18 protein-coding genes are annotated in these 17,200 nt (G+C 65.6%); 12 read left to right on the top strand and 6 right to left on the bottom strand.

From position 1 onward, the window contains the following. The first annotated feature begins 1 nt into the window (after position 1). Positions 2-304: a hypothetical protein gene (locus QMB55_RS08280; protein ID WP_497588214.1), complete on the top strand. Its 303-nt coding sequence runs from the start codon at positions 2-4 to the stop codon at positions 302-304. On the opposite strand, the gene ylqF is transcribed toward QMB55_RS08280, so the two are convergent. Next, entirely contained in the window at positions 301-1,260 is a 960-nt protein-coding gene (ylqF, locus tag QMB55_RS08275; RefSeq protein WP_497588213.1) for a ribosome biogenesis GTPase YlqF, read from the bottom strand. The two genes, QMB55_RS08280 and ylqF, sit on opposite strands and share 4 nt — an antisense overlap. An 87-nt stretch (positions 1,261-1,347) precedes the next feature. On the opposite strand from ylqF, the gene QMB55_RS08270 reads away from it, so the two are divergent. Both QMB55_RS08270 and QMB55_RS08265 read left to right on the top strand, forming a co-directional pair. Next, complete coding sequence (locus tag QMB55_RS08270) at positions 1,348-2,250, top strand: class I SAM-dependent methyltransferase (protein ID WP_497588212.1); 903 nt, start codon at positions 1,348-1,350, stop codon at positions 2,248-2,250. Positions 2,251-2,252: 2 nt separating this feature from the next. Beyond that, positions 2,253-2,570: a hypothetical protein gene (locus tag QMB55_RS08265; protein WP_497588211.1), complete on the top strand. Its 318-nt coding sequence runs from the start codon at positions 2,253-2,255 to the stop codon at positions 2,568-2,570. A 103-nt stretch (positions 2,571-2,673) separates the two neighbouring features. Here the strand turns inward: QMB55_RS08265 and QMB55_RS08260 are convergent, their stop codons facing one another. Then, complete coding sequence (locus tag QMB55_RS08260) at positions 2,674-2,976, bottom strand: hypothetical protein (RefSeq protein ID WP_497588210.1); 303 nt, start codon at positions 2,974-2,976, stop codon at positions 2,674-2,676. Between the two features lie 233 nt (positions 2,977-3,209). On the opposite strand from QMB55_RS08260, the gene QMB55_RS08255 reads away from it, so the two are divergent. Beyond that, a complete protein-coding gene (locus QMB55_RS08255; RefSeq protein ID WP_497588209.1) occupies positions 3,210-4,340 on the top strand; it encodes a DUF748 domain-containing protein in 1,131 nt (376 codons plus the stop codon). Between the two features lie 15 nt (positions 4,341-4,355). Here the strand turns inward: QMB55_RS08255 and QMB55_RS08250 are convergent, their stop codons facing one another. Further along, a complete protein-coding gene (locus QMB55_RS08250) occupies positions 4,356-4,904 on the bottom strand; it encodes a YaeQ family protein (protein ID WP_497588208.1) in 549 nt (182 codons plus the stop codon). A gap of 301 nt (positions 4,905-5,205) precedes the next feature. On the opposite strand from QMB55_RS08250, the gene QMB55_RS08245 reads away from it, so the two are divergent. The 7 genes from QMB55_RS08245 to QMB55_RS08215 all read left to right on the top strand — a co-directional run bounded on the left by QMB55_RS08245 (position 5,206) and on the right by QMB55_RS08215 (position 11,979). Continuing rightward, positions 5,206-6,645 (top strand): TolC family protein, encoded by a 1,440-nt coding sequence (locus QMB55_RS08245; RefSeq protein ID WP_497588207.1) that lies wholly within the window; start codon positions 5,206-5,208, stop codon positions 6,643-6,645. Next, on the top strand, positions 6,642-7,865 hold the full coding sequence (locus tag QMB55_RS08240; protein ID WP_497588206.1) for an efflux RND transporter periplasmic adaptor subunit: 1,224 nt from the start codon (positions 6,642-6,644) through the stop codon (positions 7,863-7,865). Before QMB55_RS08245 ends, QMB55_RS08240 begins: the two co-directional genes overlap by 4 nt. 42 nt (positions 7,866-7,907) lie before the next feature. Beyond that, positions 7,908-8,639, top strand: coding sequence for an ABC transporter ATP-binding protein (locus QMB55_RS08235; protein WP_497588205.1), 732 nt, complete (start codon positions 7,908-7,910; stop codon positions 8,637-8,639). Further along, complete coding sequence (locus QMB55_RS08230; RefSeq protein ID WP_497588204.1) at positions 8,633-9,856, top strand: ABC transporter permease; 1,224 nt, start codon at positions 8,633-8,635, stop codon at positions 9,854-9,856. The genes QMB55_RS08235 and QMB55_RS08230 overlap by 7 nt, the downstream gene beginning before the upstream one ends. Positions 9,857-9,872: 16 nt before the next feature. Beyond that, positions 9,873-10,394, top strand: a complete 522-nt coding sequence (locus QMB55_RS08225) for a gamma carbonic anhydrase family protein (RefSeq protein WP_497588203.1) — start codon at positions 9,873-9,875, stop codon at positions 10,392-10,394. A 54-nt stretch (positions 10,395-10,448) separates the two neighbouring features. Continuing rightward, a complete protein-coding gene (locus QMB55_RS08220; protein ID WP_497588202.1) occupies positions 10,449-11,672 on the top strand; it encodes an MFS transporter in 1,224 nt (407 codons plus the stop codon). A gap of 88 nt (positions 11,673-11,760) precedes the next feature. After that, positions 11,761-11,979 (top strand): hypothetical protein, encoded by a 219-nt coding sequence (locus QMB55_RS08215; RefSeq protein WP_497588201.1) that lies wholly within the window; start codon positions 11,761-11,763, stop codon positions 11,977-11,979. A gap of 65 nt (positions 11,980-12,044) precedes the next feature. Here QMB55_RS08215 and QMB55_RS08210 read toward each other — a convergent pair whose 3' ends face one another. The 3 genes from QMB55_RS08210 to QMB55_RS08200 form a co-directional block, all read right to left on the bottom strand. Continuing rightward, positions 12,045-13,136, bottom strand: coding sequence for an ABC transporter ATP-binding protein (locus QMB55_RS08210; protein ID WP_497588200.1), 1,092 nt, complete (start codon positions 13,134-13,136; stop codon positions 12,045-12,047). Positions 13,137-13,145: 9 nt separating this feature from the next. Then, entirely contained in the window at positions 13,146-15,308 is a 2,163-nt protein-coding gene (locus QMB55_RS08205) for an ABC transporter permease (protein ID WP_497588199.1), read from the bottom strand. Positions 15,309-15,426: 118 nt separating this feature from the next. After that, a complete protein-coding gene (locus tag QMB55_RS08200) occupies positions 15,427-16,419 on the bottom strand; it encodes an ABC transporter substrate-binding protein (RefSeq protein WP_497588198.1) in 993 nt (330 codons plus the stop codon). A 347-nt stretch (positions 16,420-16,766) separates the two neighbouring features. Between QMB55_RS08200 and QMB55_RS08195 the strand changes: the two genes are divergently transcribed. Continuing rightward, positions 16,767-17,183, top strand: a complete 417-nt coding sequence (locus QMB55_RS08195) for a cyclic nucleotide-binding domain-containing protein (RefSeq protein ID WP_497588197.1) — start codon at positions 16,767-16,769, stop codon at positions 17,181-17,183. Positions 17,184-17,200 lie beyond the last annotated feature (17 nt).

Here is a 17,200-nt window from a genome sequence, read left to right as displayed (position 1 = left end):
AATGTCACTGGTTCCATGCCGCGCCTGCGGTCATCAGGTCGACACCTCGGCCCTCGCCTGCCCGCGCTGCGGCGCCACCGACCCCGGCTGCAAGATCAGCCGGCAGCAACGCAACGCCATCTATTTCGTCGTCCAGCTCGTTTTCTGGAGCGCCGCCCTCGGCTTCGGCGGCTGGTACGCCTGGCACACCCTGATTCCGCTGGCCAAGCAGTACATCAGCAAACCCGTCGCTGAAGCACCGGCCAGCATCGCGCCTGCGCCCATCATCCCGGCGCACCGCGCCGCGGCCGCCAACGGCGGTTAGGCCGACAGATCGTCTGCAGCCTCGTCCTGAGTCGCTCCCCGGCCTTTCTCGTCTTTCGCACTCGGCGTTTCAGCCGCCAGCGCCTGTACTCGTTCGGCCGCGGCAGCCAGCATCCGTTCGCGCGTCTGCGGCGTCTCCAGGCTGATGCGTCCGAGTTTGCCGTCGCGGTAATCCTGCAAAAACACACACGAAGCTTTCTCGAAGTCGTAACCACCGCCGCGCATCACCAACGCCCGGCGCTTGGCAACGCCCTCGACCACCGCCACCGCGTCGACGCCGTCGACTGCGAAGCCGTAGCGTGCCTTGATCAGGGCCGGATAACGCTCGAGCAGCAGGCCGGCAAGGAACACCGCCACCTCCTCGTCGATCACCGCGTTGCGGCCGATGGCATGGCTCGCGGCGAGCATCATGCCGTCGCTGTCGTGCTCGATCTTGGGCCACATCAGCCCCGGCGTGTCGGTGATCTGGTGACGCAAGTCGAGCATGTACATTTGCTGCGACTTGGTCACCGCAGGCTCATCACCAACCTTGGCGATCTTGCGCCCGACCAGCGCATTCATCAGCGTCGACTTGCCGACGTTGGGGATGCCCATGATCAGCATGCGCAACGGTTTCACGTTGTCGTTGCGGTGAGGCGCCAGGCTCTGGCACAAGCGCGGCAGGCGCGCCACTTCACCGGCGTTCTTGCTGGTGATGGCCACGGCCTTGACGCCCGGCTGGCGGTTGTAGAAATCGATCCAGGCGCGCGTGGCCTGCGGATCGGCGAGGTCGGACTTGTTGAGCACCTTGAGGCAAGGGCGCTGGCGCTGTAGACGCAGCTCGCGCACCATCGGGTTGGTGCTGGCCTCAGGCAGGCGCGCGTCGACCACCTCGATCACCACGTCGATCGAAGCCATGGTTTCGGCCGCCTTCTTGCGCGCCGAAGTCATGTGCCCGGGAAACCACTGGATAGCCATGCGTACCGCCCAACTCTGAAAAGGAACAAAGGATGCGAAGGCCGCCATTATCGCCGATAATCGCCCCTCTCGCTCCCGCCACCGACCATGAAGAAGAAACACGCCGCGGCCACGCCGCCCACCGCGTCCTCCACCAATCCGCTCGCCGACCTCGACCTGCGTCCCGGCCAGTCGATCGAACTGCTCAAGGCGCTGCACATCCTGACCCGTGACGGCCGACTCAACCAGGACACGCGGCGCAAGCTCAAGCAGGTCTACCACCTCTACCAGTTCATCGACCCCTTGCTCGACGAGGCCTATGCGCACGCCCCCGGCAGCGACCCGGTCCTCGTCGACCACGGTGCGGGCAAGTCGTACCTCGGTTTCATCCTCTACGACCTGTATTTCAAGGCGCGTTCGGGCGGCCGCATCTACGGCATCGAAACCCGGCCTGAGCTGATCGACGCCTCCCGCGAGCTGGCCGGGCGGCTCGATTTTGACCGCATGCATTTCCTCAACCTCTCGGTCGATGCATCGATCGCCGCACCCGAGCTGCCCGCCCGCGTCGAGGTCGTCACCGCATTGCACGCCTGCGACACGGCCACCGACGACGCGATCCGCTTCGCGCTCGCCAAGCGCGCTGGAGCGCTGGTCCTCGTCCCTTGCTGCCAGGCCGAGGTTGCTGCCGAGTTGCGGCGGCTGAAGAACGAGTCGTTCGGAAAAACCGCGTTGTCCGAACTCAGGCGCCACCCGATTCACACCCGCGAATTCGGCAGCCAGGTCACCAATGCCCTGCGTTGCCTGCAGCTCGAAGCCAGCGGCTATCAGGTGACGGTCACCGAACTCGTCGGCTGGGAGCACTCGATGAAGAATGAACTCATCGTCGCCCGCCACACCGGGCGCCCCCGTCGCGACGCCCTGGAGCGCCTCGAAGCGGTACTGCACGAACTCAACCTCGACGCCCTGCGCTCGCGTTTTGCTCCGGCGCCCTGGCACGACACCAAGGAATGAACATGGAAGCCTGGTTGGCCCGCATTCTCGGCTTGCTCTGCGCGCTCGGTGGCTGGGGATTGCTCTGGACGTTCGGCGCCCTGTTCACCGTGCCCTGGCACGAAGGCCGCCTCCTGGCGCTCAACCGCGCCGAACTGCAGGCTGTTGGCGTACCGCTGCTGATCGGGCTGGCCGTGGTCTGTGGCGCTGTGCACATCTTCGCCATCGCCGACCGCAAGGAGCGCCCCTCGCTCTATGCCTGGGAGCGCGCCGCGTTGCTGCTCGCCGGGCTGGCGGCTGCGCTGGCCGGCGGCACTTGGGCGCTCGCGCGTCTGGCCTGAAGGCAAGACGCGCCCTGACCAGTCAAGGCCAAACGCGACTACCCGCCAGACGCCAGACGCCCGGGCTCTCCGGACGGCGCCCCCGATCGCAAGGGGCGCGGCTTCAGGCCGTCGTATTGACGCGGGTCCCGACGGTCTGCCCCTGGGCGTTGACCGTCGGCGCAGCCCGCCGCGCCTCGGCGCGAGCCTGCTCGGCAGCCGCGGCCTCGTTCGCCGCTTGCGTCTGCTGGCTGCGCTGCGCCTGGCGCGCCTCTTGCGCCCGCGTCGACTGTTCGGACTGACGGGCCTCGCGCGCCAAGCGCTCGCTCAGACCTGCAGCCTCGTCCTGCTGCGTCGCGGCGGTATTGGCGCCAGTGCTACGGCCGACCGACGCATTTTGCGCCGGTTGAACGGCGTTCACATCCATGTTCATGCTCCTCGACAACCCGTTGGGAACACCGGTCACGCGCTAGAGCGCACTCCCAACGCCATTCCCAGCATAGACCAAAGCGGCCCCGAGCGCAGCCTGGAAGCCCGGATCAAAAGGGCGGAGGAGGACAAAACAGCACCTGGGCTGCTATGCTTAGCCTCTTGCTGTTGTTCTGTTTCTGCCGCTCTTTTCTCCGCACGCCCCCTTCGTTCCGCCCCGGCCCGATCTGCATGCCAGCCTCGCGTCTCCGCCTCATCACCGTTGCCGTCGTCATCAGTACCCTGTCCATGCTCGTTGCCGGGGTCTGGGCCGGTCTGTGCCGCCTGGACGATCACTGGCGCGAACGCATCGCCGCCGCGCTCGGTCCTTATGGCTCGGCCGACGAAATCCGGCTCGGGTTTTCGGGCATCACGCTCGAACAGTTGCGCATCGGCCACCCCGAACGTCCGGCCGCCGACGTCCTGACGGCCCGCCGCGTGCTGCTCAGCCCCGATTATTCCGACCTCCTGTTCGGCCGGTTCACACTCGAGCGAGTCCGCATCGAAGGCGGTCAGGTCAGCCTGCGCCGTCTCGACGAGGGTTGGGATCTGCCGCTGCCCGACCCGACCACGCCCGCCGAAACCCTCAGCCTTCCATCGCCTGCGCCCGTCGCCACGGGCAGCGAGCGCACCGCCAAGCCCGACGCGGAGAAGAGCGGACGCACCTCGTTGCGCATCAAACGCCTGGAGATGGTGGACTCCAGCCTTGAGCTGAGCGACTTCGTCGTCACCCGCCCGACGCACCGCATCGAACTGGAAAACCTCGACCTGAAACTCGCCCCACTACAGTTGCCCGACCTGGGTGACAAGACCCACCTGACCCTCACGGCGACGGTCGGCGACGCGCCCGCGGCGGGCTCGGCAAACTCAGCGAGTTCAGTCTTCCTCGACGGTTACTTCGTTCCGCGCGAACGTGAATACGGCTTCCAGCTCCGCTTGCGCCACGTCGAATTGGCCGCGATCCAACCTTACATCGCCCGGGGCCGCCTGCCCTTCGCCTCTGGCCGTATCGACCTCGAGATCAACGCCGACTGTCGCGACAACCGCCTGCGCGCGCCGGGCAACCTCGCCCTTTACGATCTCAAGCTTGGCGGCTCGGGTGCAGAACGCCTGTCATCGGCCCAGCGTTTCGCGGCGCAACTCGCGCTGCGCGAAAGCAACGGCCGACTGTCCACGCGCTTCAATGCCGAAGGACGCTGCGACGAGCCGCTGCTGAGCCTCGACTACAACCCGCAGAGCCGCCTCGCCAAGGCCTTGTTCCGCAGCCTGGACCTCAGCCTCGACGAACTCGCCCGGGCACTCGGCGCCGAACACCGGCACTAAACACGCTCGAAGCGCTCAACCCGCAGCGCCGAAAAAACACTGCGGAACGACACGCACCGTCGTCTCGCGACCGGCGATCAAATACTCGCCGTCCTGCACCGTGCAGTGCAGGCTCATCGAACGTTCGGCGAGCGCGGCCAGCGCCTCACACTCCGCCGCAGTGATGCGCATCACGCGCAGATTGCCCTGCTTTTCCAGCGCCGCGCGGCTTTGCGTCCACCACACGTCGGCAGCCTTGTCGCCGTAGGCAAAGACGACCACCTCGGCGGCACGGCCGCAGGCCTTGCGCACCTCGCGCTCGTCGGGCAATCCGACCAGAATCCACTGCTCGACCGCCCCGGTCAGGTCGCGACGCCAAAGGTCGGGTTCATCATCGGTCGACAGGCCGCGCCCGAACGCCAGCGCCGGATCGGCGCAACCGGCGAAGGCCAGCAGCCGAACCATCATCCGCGCGTCGTTCTCCGAGGGATGACGCGCCAGCGTCAGATTAAAGGTGTCGTACAGGTTGCGATCGAGATCGGCAAGCGCCAACTCGACCTTGAAGATGGTTGCCTTGAGGGCCATTGAACCGCCAAAAAAACGCGTCGACCGACCTTGGGACGGGGCGCCGAGCGTAGGAACTTGCCGACGAACGCCGCGCAGTCCATGCCGCGATTGCATCCGCCACCCCATTCGCATTCATCGGCGCATCCCGAAAGTCCGCCGGAATGGATGAAACCGGCGTCGCCGCAGCGAGCCGTGCCAACCCCGCGCTCCAGGCCAAAGCACGACCGATACATTTGCTTACATGACGCAAGAGTGGCGCAATGTGGGCGCGCGGGAAGGCCGTTATACTAGCGGAAATTTCCTTTCGGGCCACGCCGCAATGCCTTGCCGTTCCCTTCCCGGCGCCGTGTTTTCCCGCCGCCCCTACCGCTGCCTGCTCCTGGCGGCGCTCGTTCCGGCGGTCGGTGCGCACGCTTTCACGGGCCCCGATCCTTTTTCCACCGAAGCGATGACGCCGCCGCCGGCGCGTCTGAACCTCCCCGAACGTCCCGACTTCGTGCCCTGCCAGCCCCCGGCGGCCGACACCGTCTACAACGTGCTCGAGGTCGTCGACCTAGCCCTCTGCCGCAACCCCAAGACCCGCCAGGCCTGGGCTACGGCGCGGGTACAGGCGGCACAGGTCGGCAGCGCTCTCGGCGACTACCTGCCCAACCTCGACGGCAAAGCGGTCAGCAACCGCGTTCAGATCGACGGCGATCGTCGTGGCACGATGCGCCAAGAAAACGCCGCGCTCACCCTGTCCTGGCTGCTCTACGATTTCGGCGCCCGCTCGGCCAACCTCGAAAACGCCCGCCAGTTGCTCGCTGCAGCCAGCCACAGCCTCGACGCAACGGTGCAGAGCGTGTTCCTCGCTGCGCTTCAAAGCTACTACAACGCCCAGGCGACGCGCGCCGCGGTCAGTGCCGCGATTGAATCCGAGAAAGCCAGCCGAGAAAGCCTCACTGCCGCCGAAACGCGCTACCGCGTCGGCACGGCGACCCCGGCCGACCGCTTGCAGGCGCAGACGGCCTGGTCGCAGGCAACGCTTGCCCGCATCCGCGCCGAAGGCGCGCACCAGACCGCGCTCGGCACCCTGTCCAACGTCATCGGGCTTGATGCCGGCCAACCCCTGCGCCTCGCCGAAACCGCCCCGCCGCGCCTCGACCCGGGCTTCGAGCGCAACATCGAGGCGCTGATCGAACAGGCGCGCGCCCGCCGCCCGGACCTCAAGGCTGCCGAAGCCCAATACCAAGCCGCGCGCGCCAACATCGACGCGATCCGGGCCGACGGTCTGCCGAAACTCAGCCTCGGCGCCGGGCCAACCTGGCAGAACCTCGACGGTGCTCATACGCACGGCAACAGCGTCGGCCTGACGCTGACCCTGCCGATCTTCTCCGGCTTTGCCACCACCTATGCCGTGCGCAAGGCCGAGGCCCAGGCCGAGGCGGTTTCCGCGCAGCGCGAAGACCTGCGCCTGCAGGTGGCGCTCGACGTCTGGACGGCGTACCAGAACCTCACCACGGCGACCCAGACGGTGCGCACCACCGCCGACCTGCTGGCCAGCGCCGAGCAGTCCGAACGTGTCGCGCTGGGCCGCTACAAGGCCGGCGTCGGCAACATCCTCGACGTCCTCAACGCCCAGAGCGCACTTGCCTCAGCCCGCCTGCAACGCATTCAGTCGCTGCTCGACTGGCATGTGTCGCGCGCGACGCTGGCCCGCGCCGTCGGCGCCCTCGACAACCGCCTGCTCCTCCCGCCCGGCGAAAGACCCGCCCCATGAAAGCGAAGAACAGTACCCTCATCCTCCTCGCCGCGCTCGTCCTGGCCGTGCTGGCCACCGCGTACGGCCTGCTGCGCGCCTTCAGCCAGCCCTCACTTGAGGAGCGCTACCGTCTGCAGACCATCGACAAGGGCGACATCACCCAGAGCGTTTCGGCCAACGGCACGCTCAACCCGGTGGTGCTGGTCAACGTCGGCACCCAGGTTTCCGGCACCGTGACCCGGCTGTTCGTCGATTTCAACGACAAGGTCGAGAAAGGCCAGCCCTTGCTCGAACTTGATCGCTCGCTGTTCGAGGCCCAGTCGCGCCAGTCTGAGGCCAGCATCGGCAACGTCGCGGCGACGCTCGACCTGGCCCGCGCCAACGAGGCCCGGATGCAGGCCCTGTTCAAGGAGGAATACGTCTCGCGGCAAGAACTCGACCAGGCCATCCAGGCGCGCCGCTCGGCCGAAGCCCAGTTGCGCCAGGCCCAGGCCGCCGCTGACAAGGACAAGGTCAACCTCGGCTACACCGTGATCCGCTCTCCGGTCTCGGGCATCGTCGTCGACCGGGTCATCGACCTCGGCCAGACGGTCGCCGCCAGCTACCAGACGCCGACCCTGATCAAGATCGCCCAGGACCTCTCCGAAATGCGCATCGACTCGAGCTTCGCCGAGGCCGACGTGGGCAAGATCAAGGAAGGCCAGAAGGTCCGCTTCACCGTCGACGCCTTCCCCGACCGCCAGTTCAGCGGCGAAGTGCAGCAGATCCGCCTGAACCCGACCAATGTGCAGAACGTCGTCACCTACAACGTGCGCGTCTCCTTCGACAACGCCGACCATGTCCTGCTGCCAGGGATGACGGCCTACGTCACGATCGCCGTCGCCCAGCGCAAGGATGTGCTGCAAGTGCCCAATGCTGCACTGCGTTTCAAACCCTCGGACGCCGAACGCGAGAAGGAAGAAAAAGCCGCCAAGCCGGCCAGCACCAGCCGTTCGAACAACGGCACCGCACCGCGCAGCGGCGAGGGGCGCGGGCGCAAGCGCGACCTCTCGAGCGGCACGGTGCATGTCATCGACGGCAAGACCATGCGCGCGGTCAGCGTCCAGATCGGCATCACCGACGGGCGCAACACCGAGATCACCGGCGGCGACCTCAAGGTCGGCGACCGCGTCATCGTCGGCGACAATCCGACGCAGGCGGCAAGCAAGCCGAGCAGCGTCGGCGTGCGCCTGTTCTGAGGCCGGCATGATGCAACCGCCTTTCCCGCAGAACCCCGCGCGATGAGTACGCCGATCGCCCCCGACCGCGACGACGTCATCCGCGTCGCCGGCCTCGGTAAATCCTATGTCACCGCCGCCGGCCTGTTCCCGGCGTTGAAGGGCGTCGACCTCAGCATTCGCCGCGGCGAATACGTCGCCATCATGGGCCCGTCGGGCTCGGGCAAATCGACCTTCATGAACCTGCTCGGTTGCCTCGACACACCGACCATGGGTGACTATTTCCTCGTCGGACGCAATGTCGCACAGATGCACGGCGACGAACTCGCCATCCTCAGAAATCGCACCATTGGCTTCGTCTTCCAGGGCTTCAACCTTCTGCCGCGCATGAGCCTTGAAGACAACGTCGCCCTGCCGCTCGTCTACGCTCACGTCGAACGTGAGGAGCGCCGCGCCCGCGCCCGGCAGATGCTGGCCAAGGTCGGCCTCGACGGCTACGCGGCATCGCTGCCTTCACGCATTTCGGGCGGCCAACAGCAGCGCGTGGCGATTGCCCGGGCGCTGATCAACGCGCCCAGCCTGATCCTCGCCGACGAGCCGACCGGCAACCTCGACAGCCACACCAGCGAAGAGATCATGGGCGTCTTCGGCCAGCTCAACGCCGAGGGCATCACCATCGTCCTCGTCACCCACGAGGCCGACATCGCCGCGCACACCAAACGCCAGGTACGCTTCCTCGACGGCCTGATCGTCAGCGATGCCCCGACGCCGGGCAAGGAGGGCACGCCATGCTAAGGCCGATGCTCGGCGAAGCCTGGCACGCGATGGGCGCCAACCGCCTGCGCACGGCGCTGACCATGCTCGGGATGGTGATCGGCGTCGGTTCGGTGGTGCTGATGATGGCCATCGGCCAGGGTGCGCAGTACGCCGTCGCGCAGACCATCAGCACCATGGGCAGCAACCTCTACGTCATCATCTCCGGCTGGACCCAGCAAAGCGGCGTACGCACCGGCAGCGGCTTCGGCTACACGCTCAAGATCGGCGATGCCGACGCCATCGGAGAACTCGACGACATCACCCAGGTCGCCCCGGTGCACCAGGGCACGCAACAGGTGGTTTACGGCGCCAAGAACTGGAGCACCGCCGTGGTCGGCACCACGCCCTCTTACCTCGACGCGCGCTCGTGGGCGCTCTCGGGCGGCTACGGCTTCGACGAAACCGACGTTCGCTCGGCGACGCGCGTCGCCGTGGTCGGCATCACGGTGGTCGAAAACCTTTTCGAGCCGGGCGAGAATCCGATCGGCAAAACCATCCGCATCAACAACACGCCGTTCGAGATCATCGGCACGCTCGGTGCCAAGGGCCAGAACCTCGACGGCCGCGATCAGGACGACACCATCCTGGTACCGCTCACCACCGCCCAGCGCAAACTCTTCGGGGTGCGCTTCGCCGGTTCGGTGCGCTCGATCATCGTCCAGGCCGCGTCGGCCGAAGCCATGCCCGGGGTGGAAAAATCGGTCACCGCGCTCTTGCGCCAACGCCACCGCCTGCGCGACGACCAGGACAACGATTTCTACATCCGCAACCTCGCCGCCGCGGCTGACACCGCCGCCGAAACGACGCGCGTGATGTCGCTGCTGCTCGGCGCCATCGCTTCGGTGTCGCTGCTCGTGGGCGGGATCGGGATCATGAACATCATGCTCGTTTCGGTCACCGAGCGAACGCGTGAAATCGGCATCCGCATGGCCATCGGTGCCCGCCAGAAGGACATCCTGACCCAATTCCTGCTCGAAGCGATCATGATTTCGATCACCGGCTGCTTCATCGGCCTGGTGCTCGGCATCGGCGGCGCGCTCTTGATCAACGCGCTGACCGACATGGTCATCGTCATATCCGGCGGCTCGGTGCTGGTCGCCTTTGCCGTCGCCGCCGGCGTCGGCGTCTTCTTCGGTTTCTACCCGGCGCGCAAGGCCGCCGCCCTCGACCCGATCGAAGCACTACGCTACCAATGACCCCATAGGCCCCGCCATGCCCATCTACCGCCTCGGCGACCTCGCCCCCGACCTCGACCCGGAAAGCTGGGTCGCCCCCGACGCCAACGTCATCGGCCAGGTGCGGCTCGCGCGCAATGCCTCGGTGTGGTGGAACGCCACGCTGCGCGGCGACAAGGATGCCATCTCGATCGGCGAGGAAAGCAACATTCAGGACGGCAGCGTTCTGCACACCGATTTTCACCTTCACCTCACGGTCGGCCGCCAGGTCACCGTCGGGCACATGGTCATGCTGCACGGGTGCACGATCGGCGACCGCTGCCTGATCGGCATCGGCGCGGTGATCCTCAACCGCGCCCGGATCGGCAACGACTGCCTGGTCGGCGCGCACACCCTGGTGCCCGAAGGCAAGACCTTCCCCGACCGCTCGCTGATCCTCGGCTCACCGGCCCGCCTCGTGCGCACCTTAAGCGACGAGGAAGTCGCGCGCCTGCCGGGAAGCGCCGAACGCTACGTGCGCAACTGGCAGCGCTACCGCCAGGAGCTGATCCCGTGCTGAACGCCCGCCGCATCTCCCTTTCCCCCCCGATCCAGAGCCCTCCGAAGCACACGCATGCCTGACCCCGACCCTAGCCCCACGCCGTCCGGCGCTTCCAGTCCGAAGGTTTCCCTCAACGCAGCCCTCGCCCGGCTGATTATCGTCCAGATCTGCATCCACGCCTGCATGGCCGGCATCCGCATGGCCGCGCCGTTGCTGGCCTTGCGCCAGGGTTACAGCGCCGTCGCAGTGGGCGTCCTGCTCGCCCTTTTCTCGCTCACCCAGGTTTTTCTTTCGATCCCCGCCGGGCGCTTCGCCGACCGGCACGGCCTCAAGCGGCCGGTTCGGATCAGCATCTGTTGCACCGTCTTCGGCGCCGTCCTCGCCGCTGTATGGCCGACGTATCCCGTGCTCTGCTTTGCCGCACTGCTCACCGGCGGCTCGACCGGGGCGGCACTGATTTCGTTGCAACGCCACGTCGGCTGCATGACGACCGACCCGACGCAGCTGAAAAAAGTCTTCAGCTGGCTGGCCATCGGTCCTTCGGTCTCCAACTTCCTCGGCCCCTTCACCGCCGGCCTGATGATCGATCATGCCGGCTTTCGCGCCGCCTTCGCCCTGATGGCCGTACTGCCCGTGATCTCCTGGCTGCTCACCCGCCGCACGCGCGAACTGGCGCCGACCAAACCGCCGGCCGACGCCCGCCGCCAACGTTCCTGGGAGCTTCTGAAAGAGCCCCAGATGCGCCGCCTGCTGCTGATCAACTGGCTGCTTTCCTCGTGCTGGGACGTGCATACCTTCGTCCTGCCGGTGCTCGGTCACGAACGCGGCCTCAGCGCCTCGGTCATCGGCAGCATCCTCGGGGCCTTCGCCATTGCCGCAACGCTGATCCGTACCGTGATGCCGCTCGTTGCCGCGCGGATCAGGGAATGGGCGGTGATCGCCGGGGCGATGACCGCCACCGCTCTGCTTTTCGCCGTCTATCCGCTGCTGCACGCCCCGCTGGCGATGGGCCTGTGCTCGGTGCTGCTCGGCTTCGCACTCGGCTCGGTACAGCCGATGATCCTCAGCACCCTGCACCAGATCACCCCGACGCATCGGCACGGCGAGGCGCTCGGCCTGCGCATGATGACAATCAACGGCTCGAGCGTGATCATGCCGACCCTCTTTGGCACGCTCGGCACGCTGATCGGGATCAGCGGCGTGTTCTGGATCGTCGGCAGCGCGGTCGGCATCGGCTCGCACACCGCCTGGAGACTGCGCAAGGCGCTCGGAACGGAGCCCGTGGAAAAAAGCTAGGCCGGTGCTGCGGAACAGCGCCGGCCAGGAACCTTTTGTGCCAGTTCAATGTCATTGTCGCGTCTCGACACACAATGACTACGGAATCATGGCGCTCCCCCACATCCCGACCTATGCCGAGATCGCGGCGTTCCGCGACACACTCGTCAAAAACCGCAAGCAGCTGAGCAGCATGGAATTTGAAGCGAAGAAGGACACGCTGGTCCTCATGGAGTATCGCTGCCTGCGGGCGATCCGAGCACTCGGCGACCGCCCCGACAGCGAACTGATGCGCCGTGCTCAAGCACAGGCGCGGCTCGCCGCTTAAAACGCGACGCGCAAAAAAACGCGCCCGTCGTCTGACGGGCGCGCTGCGCTGCCTAGTGGCCGTTATTACGCCTCGGGCAACAGGCGTACCCGAGCTTCGTCGAAGGCGATCGAGACGCGCGAACCTTCGGGTTTGACGCGGTCTTCCGAAGGGTCGTCGATCTGCACCAGGATTTCGCCGTACTCGGTGGCGACAAAACTCTCGACGCTCGAACCGAGATAGACGTTGGTCGACACCGTCCCGTCGCAGGCGCCCTCGCCCGGTTCGCCCAAGCGCAGTGATTCGGGGCGCGCCATCAGCAAGGCCTTGCTGCCGACGCCGGGCGCCATCGAGCCGGCAGTGACCGGTTTGCCGGCCAGCAGGCAGGGCACCGGGCCGGTGAGCGTGTTGTCGGGCACATCGACCGGGAAGAAGGCGACCTTGCCGACGAAGCCGGCGACGAACTTGGAGTCGGGCTTCTCGTAGATCGTCGACGGCGAGCCGACCTGCTGGATGACGCCTTCCTTCATCACCACCACGCGGTCGGAAAGGCTCATCGCCTCGACACGGTCGTGCGTGACGTAGATCGCGGTAATCCCGAGCGTCTTCTGGATGCGTCGGATTTCGACGCGCATCTGCTCGCGCAGCAGCGCATCGAGGTTGGACAATGGCTCGTCGAGCAGCAGCACCTGCGGCCGCACCACCAGGCTGCGCGCCAGCGCGACGCGCTGCTGCTGCCCGCCCGAGAGGCGCCCCGGCGCCCGTTTGGCGAGTGCTTTCAGGCCGACGAGGTCGAGCGCCTCCATGACGCGGGTTTCGATCTCCGGCTCGGCGACCTTGCGCACGCGCAGGCCGTAGGCGACGTTGTCGAACACGTCGAGGTGCGGGAAGAGGCCGTAGGACTGGAAGACGGTCGCCGTGGCGCGCTGGTTGGGCGGCAGGAAGGTGACATCCACGCCGCCGATGCCGATCTTGCCACTGGTGGGCAGTTCGAAACCGCCGATCATGCGCAGCATCGTCGTCTTGCCGCAGCCCGAAGGCCCGAGCAGGGTCACCAGTTCACCACCGCCGATCTCCAACTGTGCTTCGCGCACGGCATGCACATCGGACTTGGTCTTCGGGTCCCGGAAGGTCTTGGTCACTTTCTCGAGCGACACCGGAACGGATAGTTTTTCCATGAATTCCTCTTACTGTACGGTCACGGTTTTCTCGAGATGTTCGCTCTTGCGCACCAGGAGGCGCATGATACCGAACGCCGCCAGCACCACGAAGATGAGCGCGGTGGCCAGGACGCTGGCCAGACCGAAGCGGATGTTCTCGGAGAAGTTGTAGATCTGGATGGTGATGTGATACCACTTGGCGCTGATCAGGAAGACGATGGCGCTGACCGCCGTCATCGACCGCACGAAGGTGTACGACATGCTGGAGATGAAGGCCGGCCGGATCAGCGGCAGGATCACCGTGCGGAACACCGTCGGTTGGTCGGCGCCAAGGTCGGACGCCGCCTCCTCGATGGCCGGATCGATCTGGCGCAGTGTCGCCACCCCGCCTTCAAGACCCACCGGCAACTCGCGGATCACGTAGCAGATCACCAGGATCGCGCCGGTGCCGACGAGCAGGAAGGGCGGCTCGTTGAAGGCCAGGATGTAGCTGATGCCGACCAGCGTGCCGGGCACGGCGAAAGGCGTCATCATCAAGGCTTCAAGCATGCGCTTGCCGGGGAACTGCTTGCGCACCACCAGCACCGCACCGATCATCGCGATGATGCCGGCGATCGGCGTCGCGATACCGGCCAGGGTCATGGTCTGGAACATCGCGTCCTTGCCGCGCTGCAGCGCTTCGACGATGTTCTCGGTGGTGAAGGTGTAGTCGATGCCCCAGTTCTTGACGAAGCAGCCGGCGACGATGGTGCCGTAGAGCGAGACGATGAACAGACTGACCAGGCTGACGAAGCCCAGCAGCATCCAGCGCGTCGGCTTCGAAGCGAGGTCGGAGAGCCGTCCCGACGGCTTGCCGGTGACCACCACGAAGGACTTCTTGGCCACCCACGAGCGCTGCACGAAGAAGGCCGTGAGCGTCGGAAGCAGCAGCAGGATCGACAGCGCCGCGCCGTTGCCGAGGCGGTTCATGCCGGTGACTTCGATGTAGGACTCGACCGAGAGCACGCGGAAGCTGCCGGAGAGCAGCAGCGGGTTGGCGAAGTCGGCCAGCGAGTTGGTGAACACCAGGAGCCACGACGACAGGATGCCCGGCATGGCCAGCGGCAGGGTCACGCCCATGAAGGTCTGCCAGCGCGTCGCGTTGAGGTCGAGGCTGGCGTCCTCGAGCGTCGAATCGATGGCCTCGAGCACACCGACCATGGTCAGGAAGGCGATCGGGAACATCGAGATCGTCTGCACGATGGTCAGGCCGGTGAGCCCGTAGATCGAGAAGTTCTCCAGCCCCAGCAGCCCCTTGGTGATCAGCCCGTTGTTGCCGAACAGCAGGATGATCGAGAGGGTCAGCGAGAACGGCGGCGAGATCACCGGCAGCGTCGCCAACGCGGTAACGAACTTCTTGCCGCGCATGCTGGTGCGCGAGACGAAGAAGGCGAAGAGGAAGCCGATGATGGTCGAGATCGTCGCTGTCCACACCCCCAGTTCGATCGAGCCGGCCAGCGCCGAGAGGTATTGCCGGTTGGTCAGGATTTCCTTCCAGATGCCGAGCGAGAACCGCCCTTCCTGAACAAAGGTCAGCCGCACCGCCTCGAACAGCGGGTAGGCGACGAAGACCAGCACGATGGCAAAGAGCACCAGGATCGCGTAACCGGTGGGCGGATCGCGCGAGAAGGTGGCGATGCCGAAACCGACGGCGAACAGCGCGAAAGCAATCGCCGACAAGGCGTAGGTCAGGTTGAGGAAGGAGGTCAGGACACTCTCGTCGATCGCCGCGACCATGACCCCGATCGCCGTATCGCCCTCGGCATTGACCACCGGCGCGAAGACGAGCAGCGAATCCTTGCTGCCGATGCGCACGGCCTCATCGAGGACGTAGGTTTCAAGGTAGGAGGCGGCCTCGACCGCCGTCAGGAAGGTGCGTTCCGCCTTGCGATCCTGCCAGACGCGCAACAGGTCGACGTCGAGCGCATGCTCCTTGACGTCGTCGATGCCCGGCACCCCGCGCATGAAGAGCAGGTGCAATTCCGGGTACGAGCGTTTCGCTTCCGACAGCCAGACGGAGGCGTCGCTGCCCTCCCCCGGCGCCGAGCGCGCCAGCGCCGTAACGAGTTCCTTCTTGCCTTGCAGCACGGTCTTCTCGTGACTGTCGCGCAGGACGGAGAACATCCACAGGTCGACAATCAGGAAGAGCACGCAGGCCGTCAGAAAGACGATGATTTTCTTTTTGGTAAACAGGGCCTTCTCCTGGTATCAAAACAAGCCGGGGCACCGCGGCGCCCCGGCTTTTCCTTCCGATCGGTCGTTTAAGCGCTTAGCGCTTCGAACCGATTTCCTTCGTCCAGCGCTCGAGCAGGCGCGTCTTGTTCTCGGCGTCCCACTGCAGGTCCTGGTTCACGGTCTTCACGTCTTCCAGGCTGAAGGCGACCGGATTCTTCTCGGCCAGCTTGGAGAGCGGCACCACGTACCAGCTGCCGATGAGGTCCTGCGCCGGCTTGGTCAGCACCCAGTCGTAGAGCTTCTTGGCGTTGACCGCGTCCTTGCCGCCCTTGACCAGCGACATCGAGGCGACTTCGTAACCCGTGCCTTCCGACGGCACGGTGATGACCACCGGCGCGCCTTCGACCTTGAGCTTGACCATGTCGTGCGCATAGCCGATGGCCACCGGGATCTCGCCGATGGCGACGCTCTTGTTGCCGGCAGCGCCGGACTTGGTGTACTGGTTGATGCTGGCGTCCATCTTGCGCAGGTAGTCGAAGGTCTTCTCTTCGTCGCCCTTGAAGACGTAGCGCATCGTGGTGATCACGTTGTAGGCCGTGCCCGAAGTCGTCGGGTTGGCCACGCGCACCTTGTTCTTGTACTCGGGTTTGAGCAGGTCGGCCCAGGACTTGGGCGGGGTCAGACCCTGCTCCTTGGCCACCTTCTCGTTGGTGATGAAGGCCAGCGGGCCGACGTAGAGGCCGATCCAGAAGTTGTCCTTGTCACGGTACTGGGCCGGGGTGTTGTCGGCCGCACGCGATTTGTACGGTGCGGTCAGGCCCTTGGCCTTGGCGCTCATGTGGTTGAGGCCGACGCCGCCCACCCAGATCGACGCCTGGGGATTGGCTTTTTCGGCTTCAAGACGGCTCTCGACTTCGCCACCGGCCAGACGCTGCCAGTTAACCTTGATCCCGGTGTCCTTTTCGAAGCGTTCGAAAAGCTGCTTGGCGTGCGGCTCCTCGAGCGTCGTGTAAGCCGCAACCGACTGCTGGCCGAAAGCCAGCGAAGCCGTGGTCATACCCAGTGCAAAGAGTGCGAGCTTCTTCATCCCATTCCTCCCGATTCAGCGATAGACAGACAGAAAAACGCCCCGGAGGTAGCCACGCACGCCGCACTCAACGCGCAAGCGAAAAATCGCCCCCTCCGGCATGTTCTTTATTTTTCGGAATTCTGCACCTTTTCGGCAACTCATGCACGATTCCGAACAAAAAAACCGTTTCATCGTGCCTTGAGGGCAGCGGCTGCACGCCAGAAAATCCGGCGCAGCCCGCCCTTCGCCGTCGCATTTAACACCCGATTCCGCATGCCAAGGACATCAAAAAAGTGAAGTTAGAATGCCAAAGTCATCATAATCAAGCACTTGATCTCACCACGCATTCAGCTTAATTTACGGGCATGAGCGATGTCTTCCAGTTCCTTACCGGCGACGACCTCCGCCTGCTCGCGGAGCGCGCGCGCCACATCAGCTACGCCGCAGGCGACGTCGTCCTGCGCGAAGGCGGCCAGACGCCGGGCATCTTCGTTTTGCGTTCAGGGCGGGTGCTGGTCGAAAAACGGCCGGGGGGAAAGACGCAGCACATCGCCACCCTGGTTCCTGGCGAAGTTTTCGGCGAAGTCTCCTTCATCGACAACCGCCCGGCCAGCGCCACCGTGATCGCCGTCGAATCCTGCGAGGTCGACCTCCTCGCCCAAGCCGACGTCCACGCCCTTCTCGCCTCGGTTCCCGGGCTTTCCAGCCGCTTCTACCAGTCGCTCGCGCTCAAGCTCGCCGAACGTCTGCGCACCACGACCGACAACCTCACCCTGGTTTGAGCGACCGGAAGACCGCC

The organism is Propionivibrio sp., from assembly GCF_041441355.1.
Classification (GTDB): Bacteria; Pseudomonadota; Gammaproteobacteria; order Burkholderiales; family Rhodocyclaceae; genus Propionivibrio.
This window is presented reverse-complemented; position numbering and strand designations above follow the sequence as displayed.

What these genes read in the sequence shown, in the direction of transcription:
- QMB55_RS08225 (WP_497588203.1), top strand. Translation starts at nt 9,873, where the DNA reads ATGCCCATCTACCGCCTCGGCGACCTCGCCCCCGACCTCGACCCGGAA.
- QMB55_RS08260 (WP_497588210.1), bottom strand. Translation starts at nt 2,976, where the DNA reads ATGGATGTGAACGCCGTTCAACCGGCGCAAAATGCGTCGGTCGGCCGT.
- QMB55_RS08215 (WP_497588201.1), top strand. Translation starts at nt 11,761, where the DNA reads ATGGCGCTCCCCCACATCCCGACCTATGCCGAGATCGCGGCGTTCCGC.
- QMB55_RS08270 (WP_497588212.1), top strand. Translation starts at nt 1,348, where the DNA reads ATGAAGAAGAAACACGCCGCGGCCACGCCGCCCACCGCGTCCTCCACC.
- QMB55_RS08235 (WP_497588205.1), top strand. Translation starts at nt 7,908, where the DNA reads ATGAGTACGCCGATCGCCCCCGACCGCGACGACGTCATCCGCGTCGCC.
- QMB55_RS08245 (WP_497588207.1), top strand. Translation starts at nt 5,206, where the DNA reads ATGCCTTGCCGTTCCCTTCCCGGCGCCGTGTTTTCCCGCCGCCCCTAC.
- QMB55_RS08200 (WP_497588198.1), bottom strand. Translation starts at nt 16,419, where the DNA reads ATGAAGAAGCTCGCACTCTTTGCACTGGGTATGACCACGGCTTCGCTG.
- QMB55_RS08230 (WP_497588204.1), top strand. Translation starts at nt 8,633, where the DNA reads ATGCTAAGGCCGATGCTCGGCGAAGCCTGGCACGCGATGGGCGCCAAC.
- QMB55_RS08195 (WP_497588197.1), top strand. Translation starts at nt 16,767, where the DNA reads ATGAGCGATGTCTTCCAGTTCCTTACCGGCGACGACCTCCGCCTGCTC.
- ylqF (WP_497588213.1), bottom strand. Translation starts at nt 1,260, where the DNA reads ATGGCTATCCAGTGGTTTCCCGGGCACATGACTTCGGCGCGCAAGAAG.
- QMB55_RS08255 (WP_497588209.1), top strand. Translation starts at nt 3,210, where the DNA reads ATGCCAGCCTCGCGTCTCCGCCTCATCACCGTTGCCGTCGTCATCAGT.
- QMB55_RS08240 (WP_497588206.1), top strand. Translation starts at nt 6,642, where the DNA reads ATGAAAGCGAAGAACAGTACCCTCATCCTCCTCGCCGCGCTCGTCCTG.
- QMB55_RS08265 (WP_497588211.1), top strand. Translation starts at nt 2,253, where the DNA reads ATGGAAGCCTGGTTGGCCCGCATTCTCGGCTTGCTCTGCGCGCTCGGT.
- QMB55_RS08220 (WP_497588202.1), top strand. Translation starts at nt 10,449, where the DNA reads ATGCCTGACCCCGACCCTAGCCCCACGCCGTCCGGCGCTTCCAGTCCG.
- QMB55_RS08250 (WP_497588208.1), bottom strand. Translation starts at nt 4,904, where the DNA reads ATGGCCCTCAAGGCAACCATCTTCAAGGTCGAGTTGGCGCTTGCCGAT.
- QMB55_RS08210 (WP_497588200.1), bottom strand. Translation starts at nt 13,136, where the DNA reads ATGGAAAAACTATCCGTTCCGGTGTCGCTCGAGAAAGTGACCAAGACC.
- QMB55_RS08280 (WP_497588214.1), top strand. Translation starts at nt 2, where the DNA reads ATGTCACTGGTTCCATGCCGCGCCTGCGGTCATCAGGTCGACACCTCG.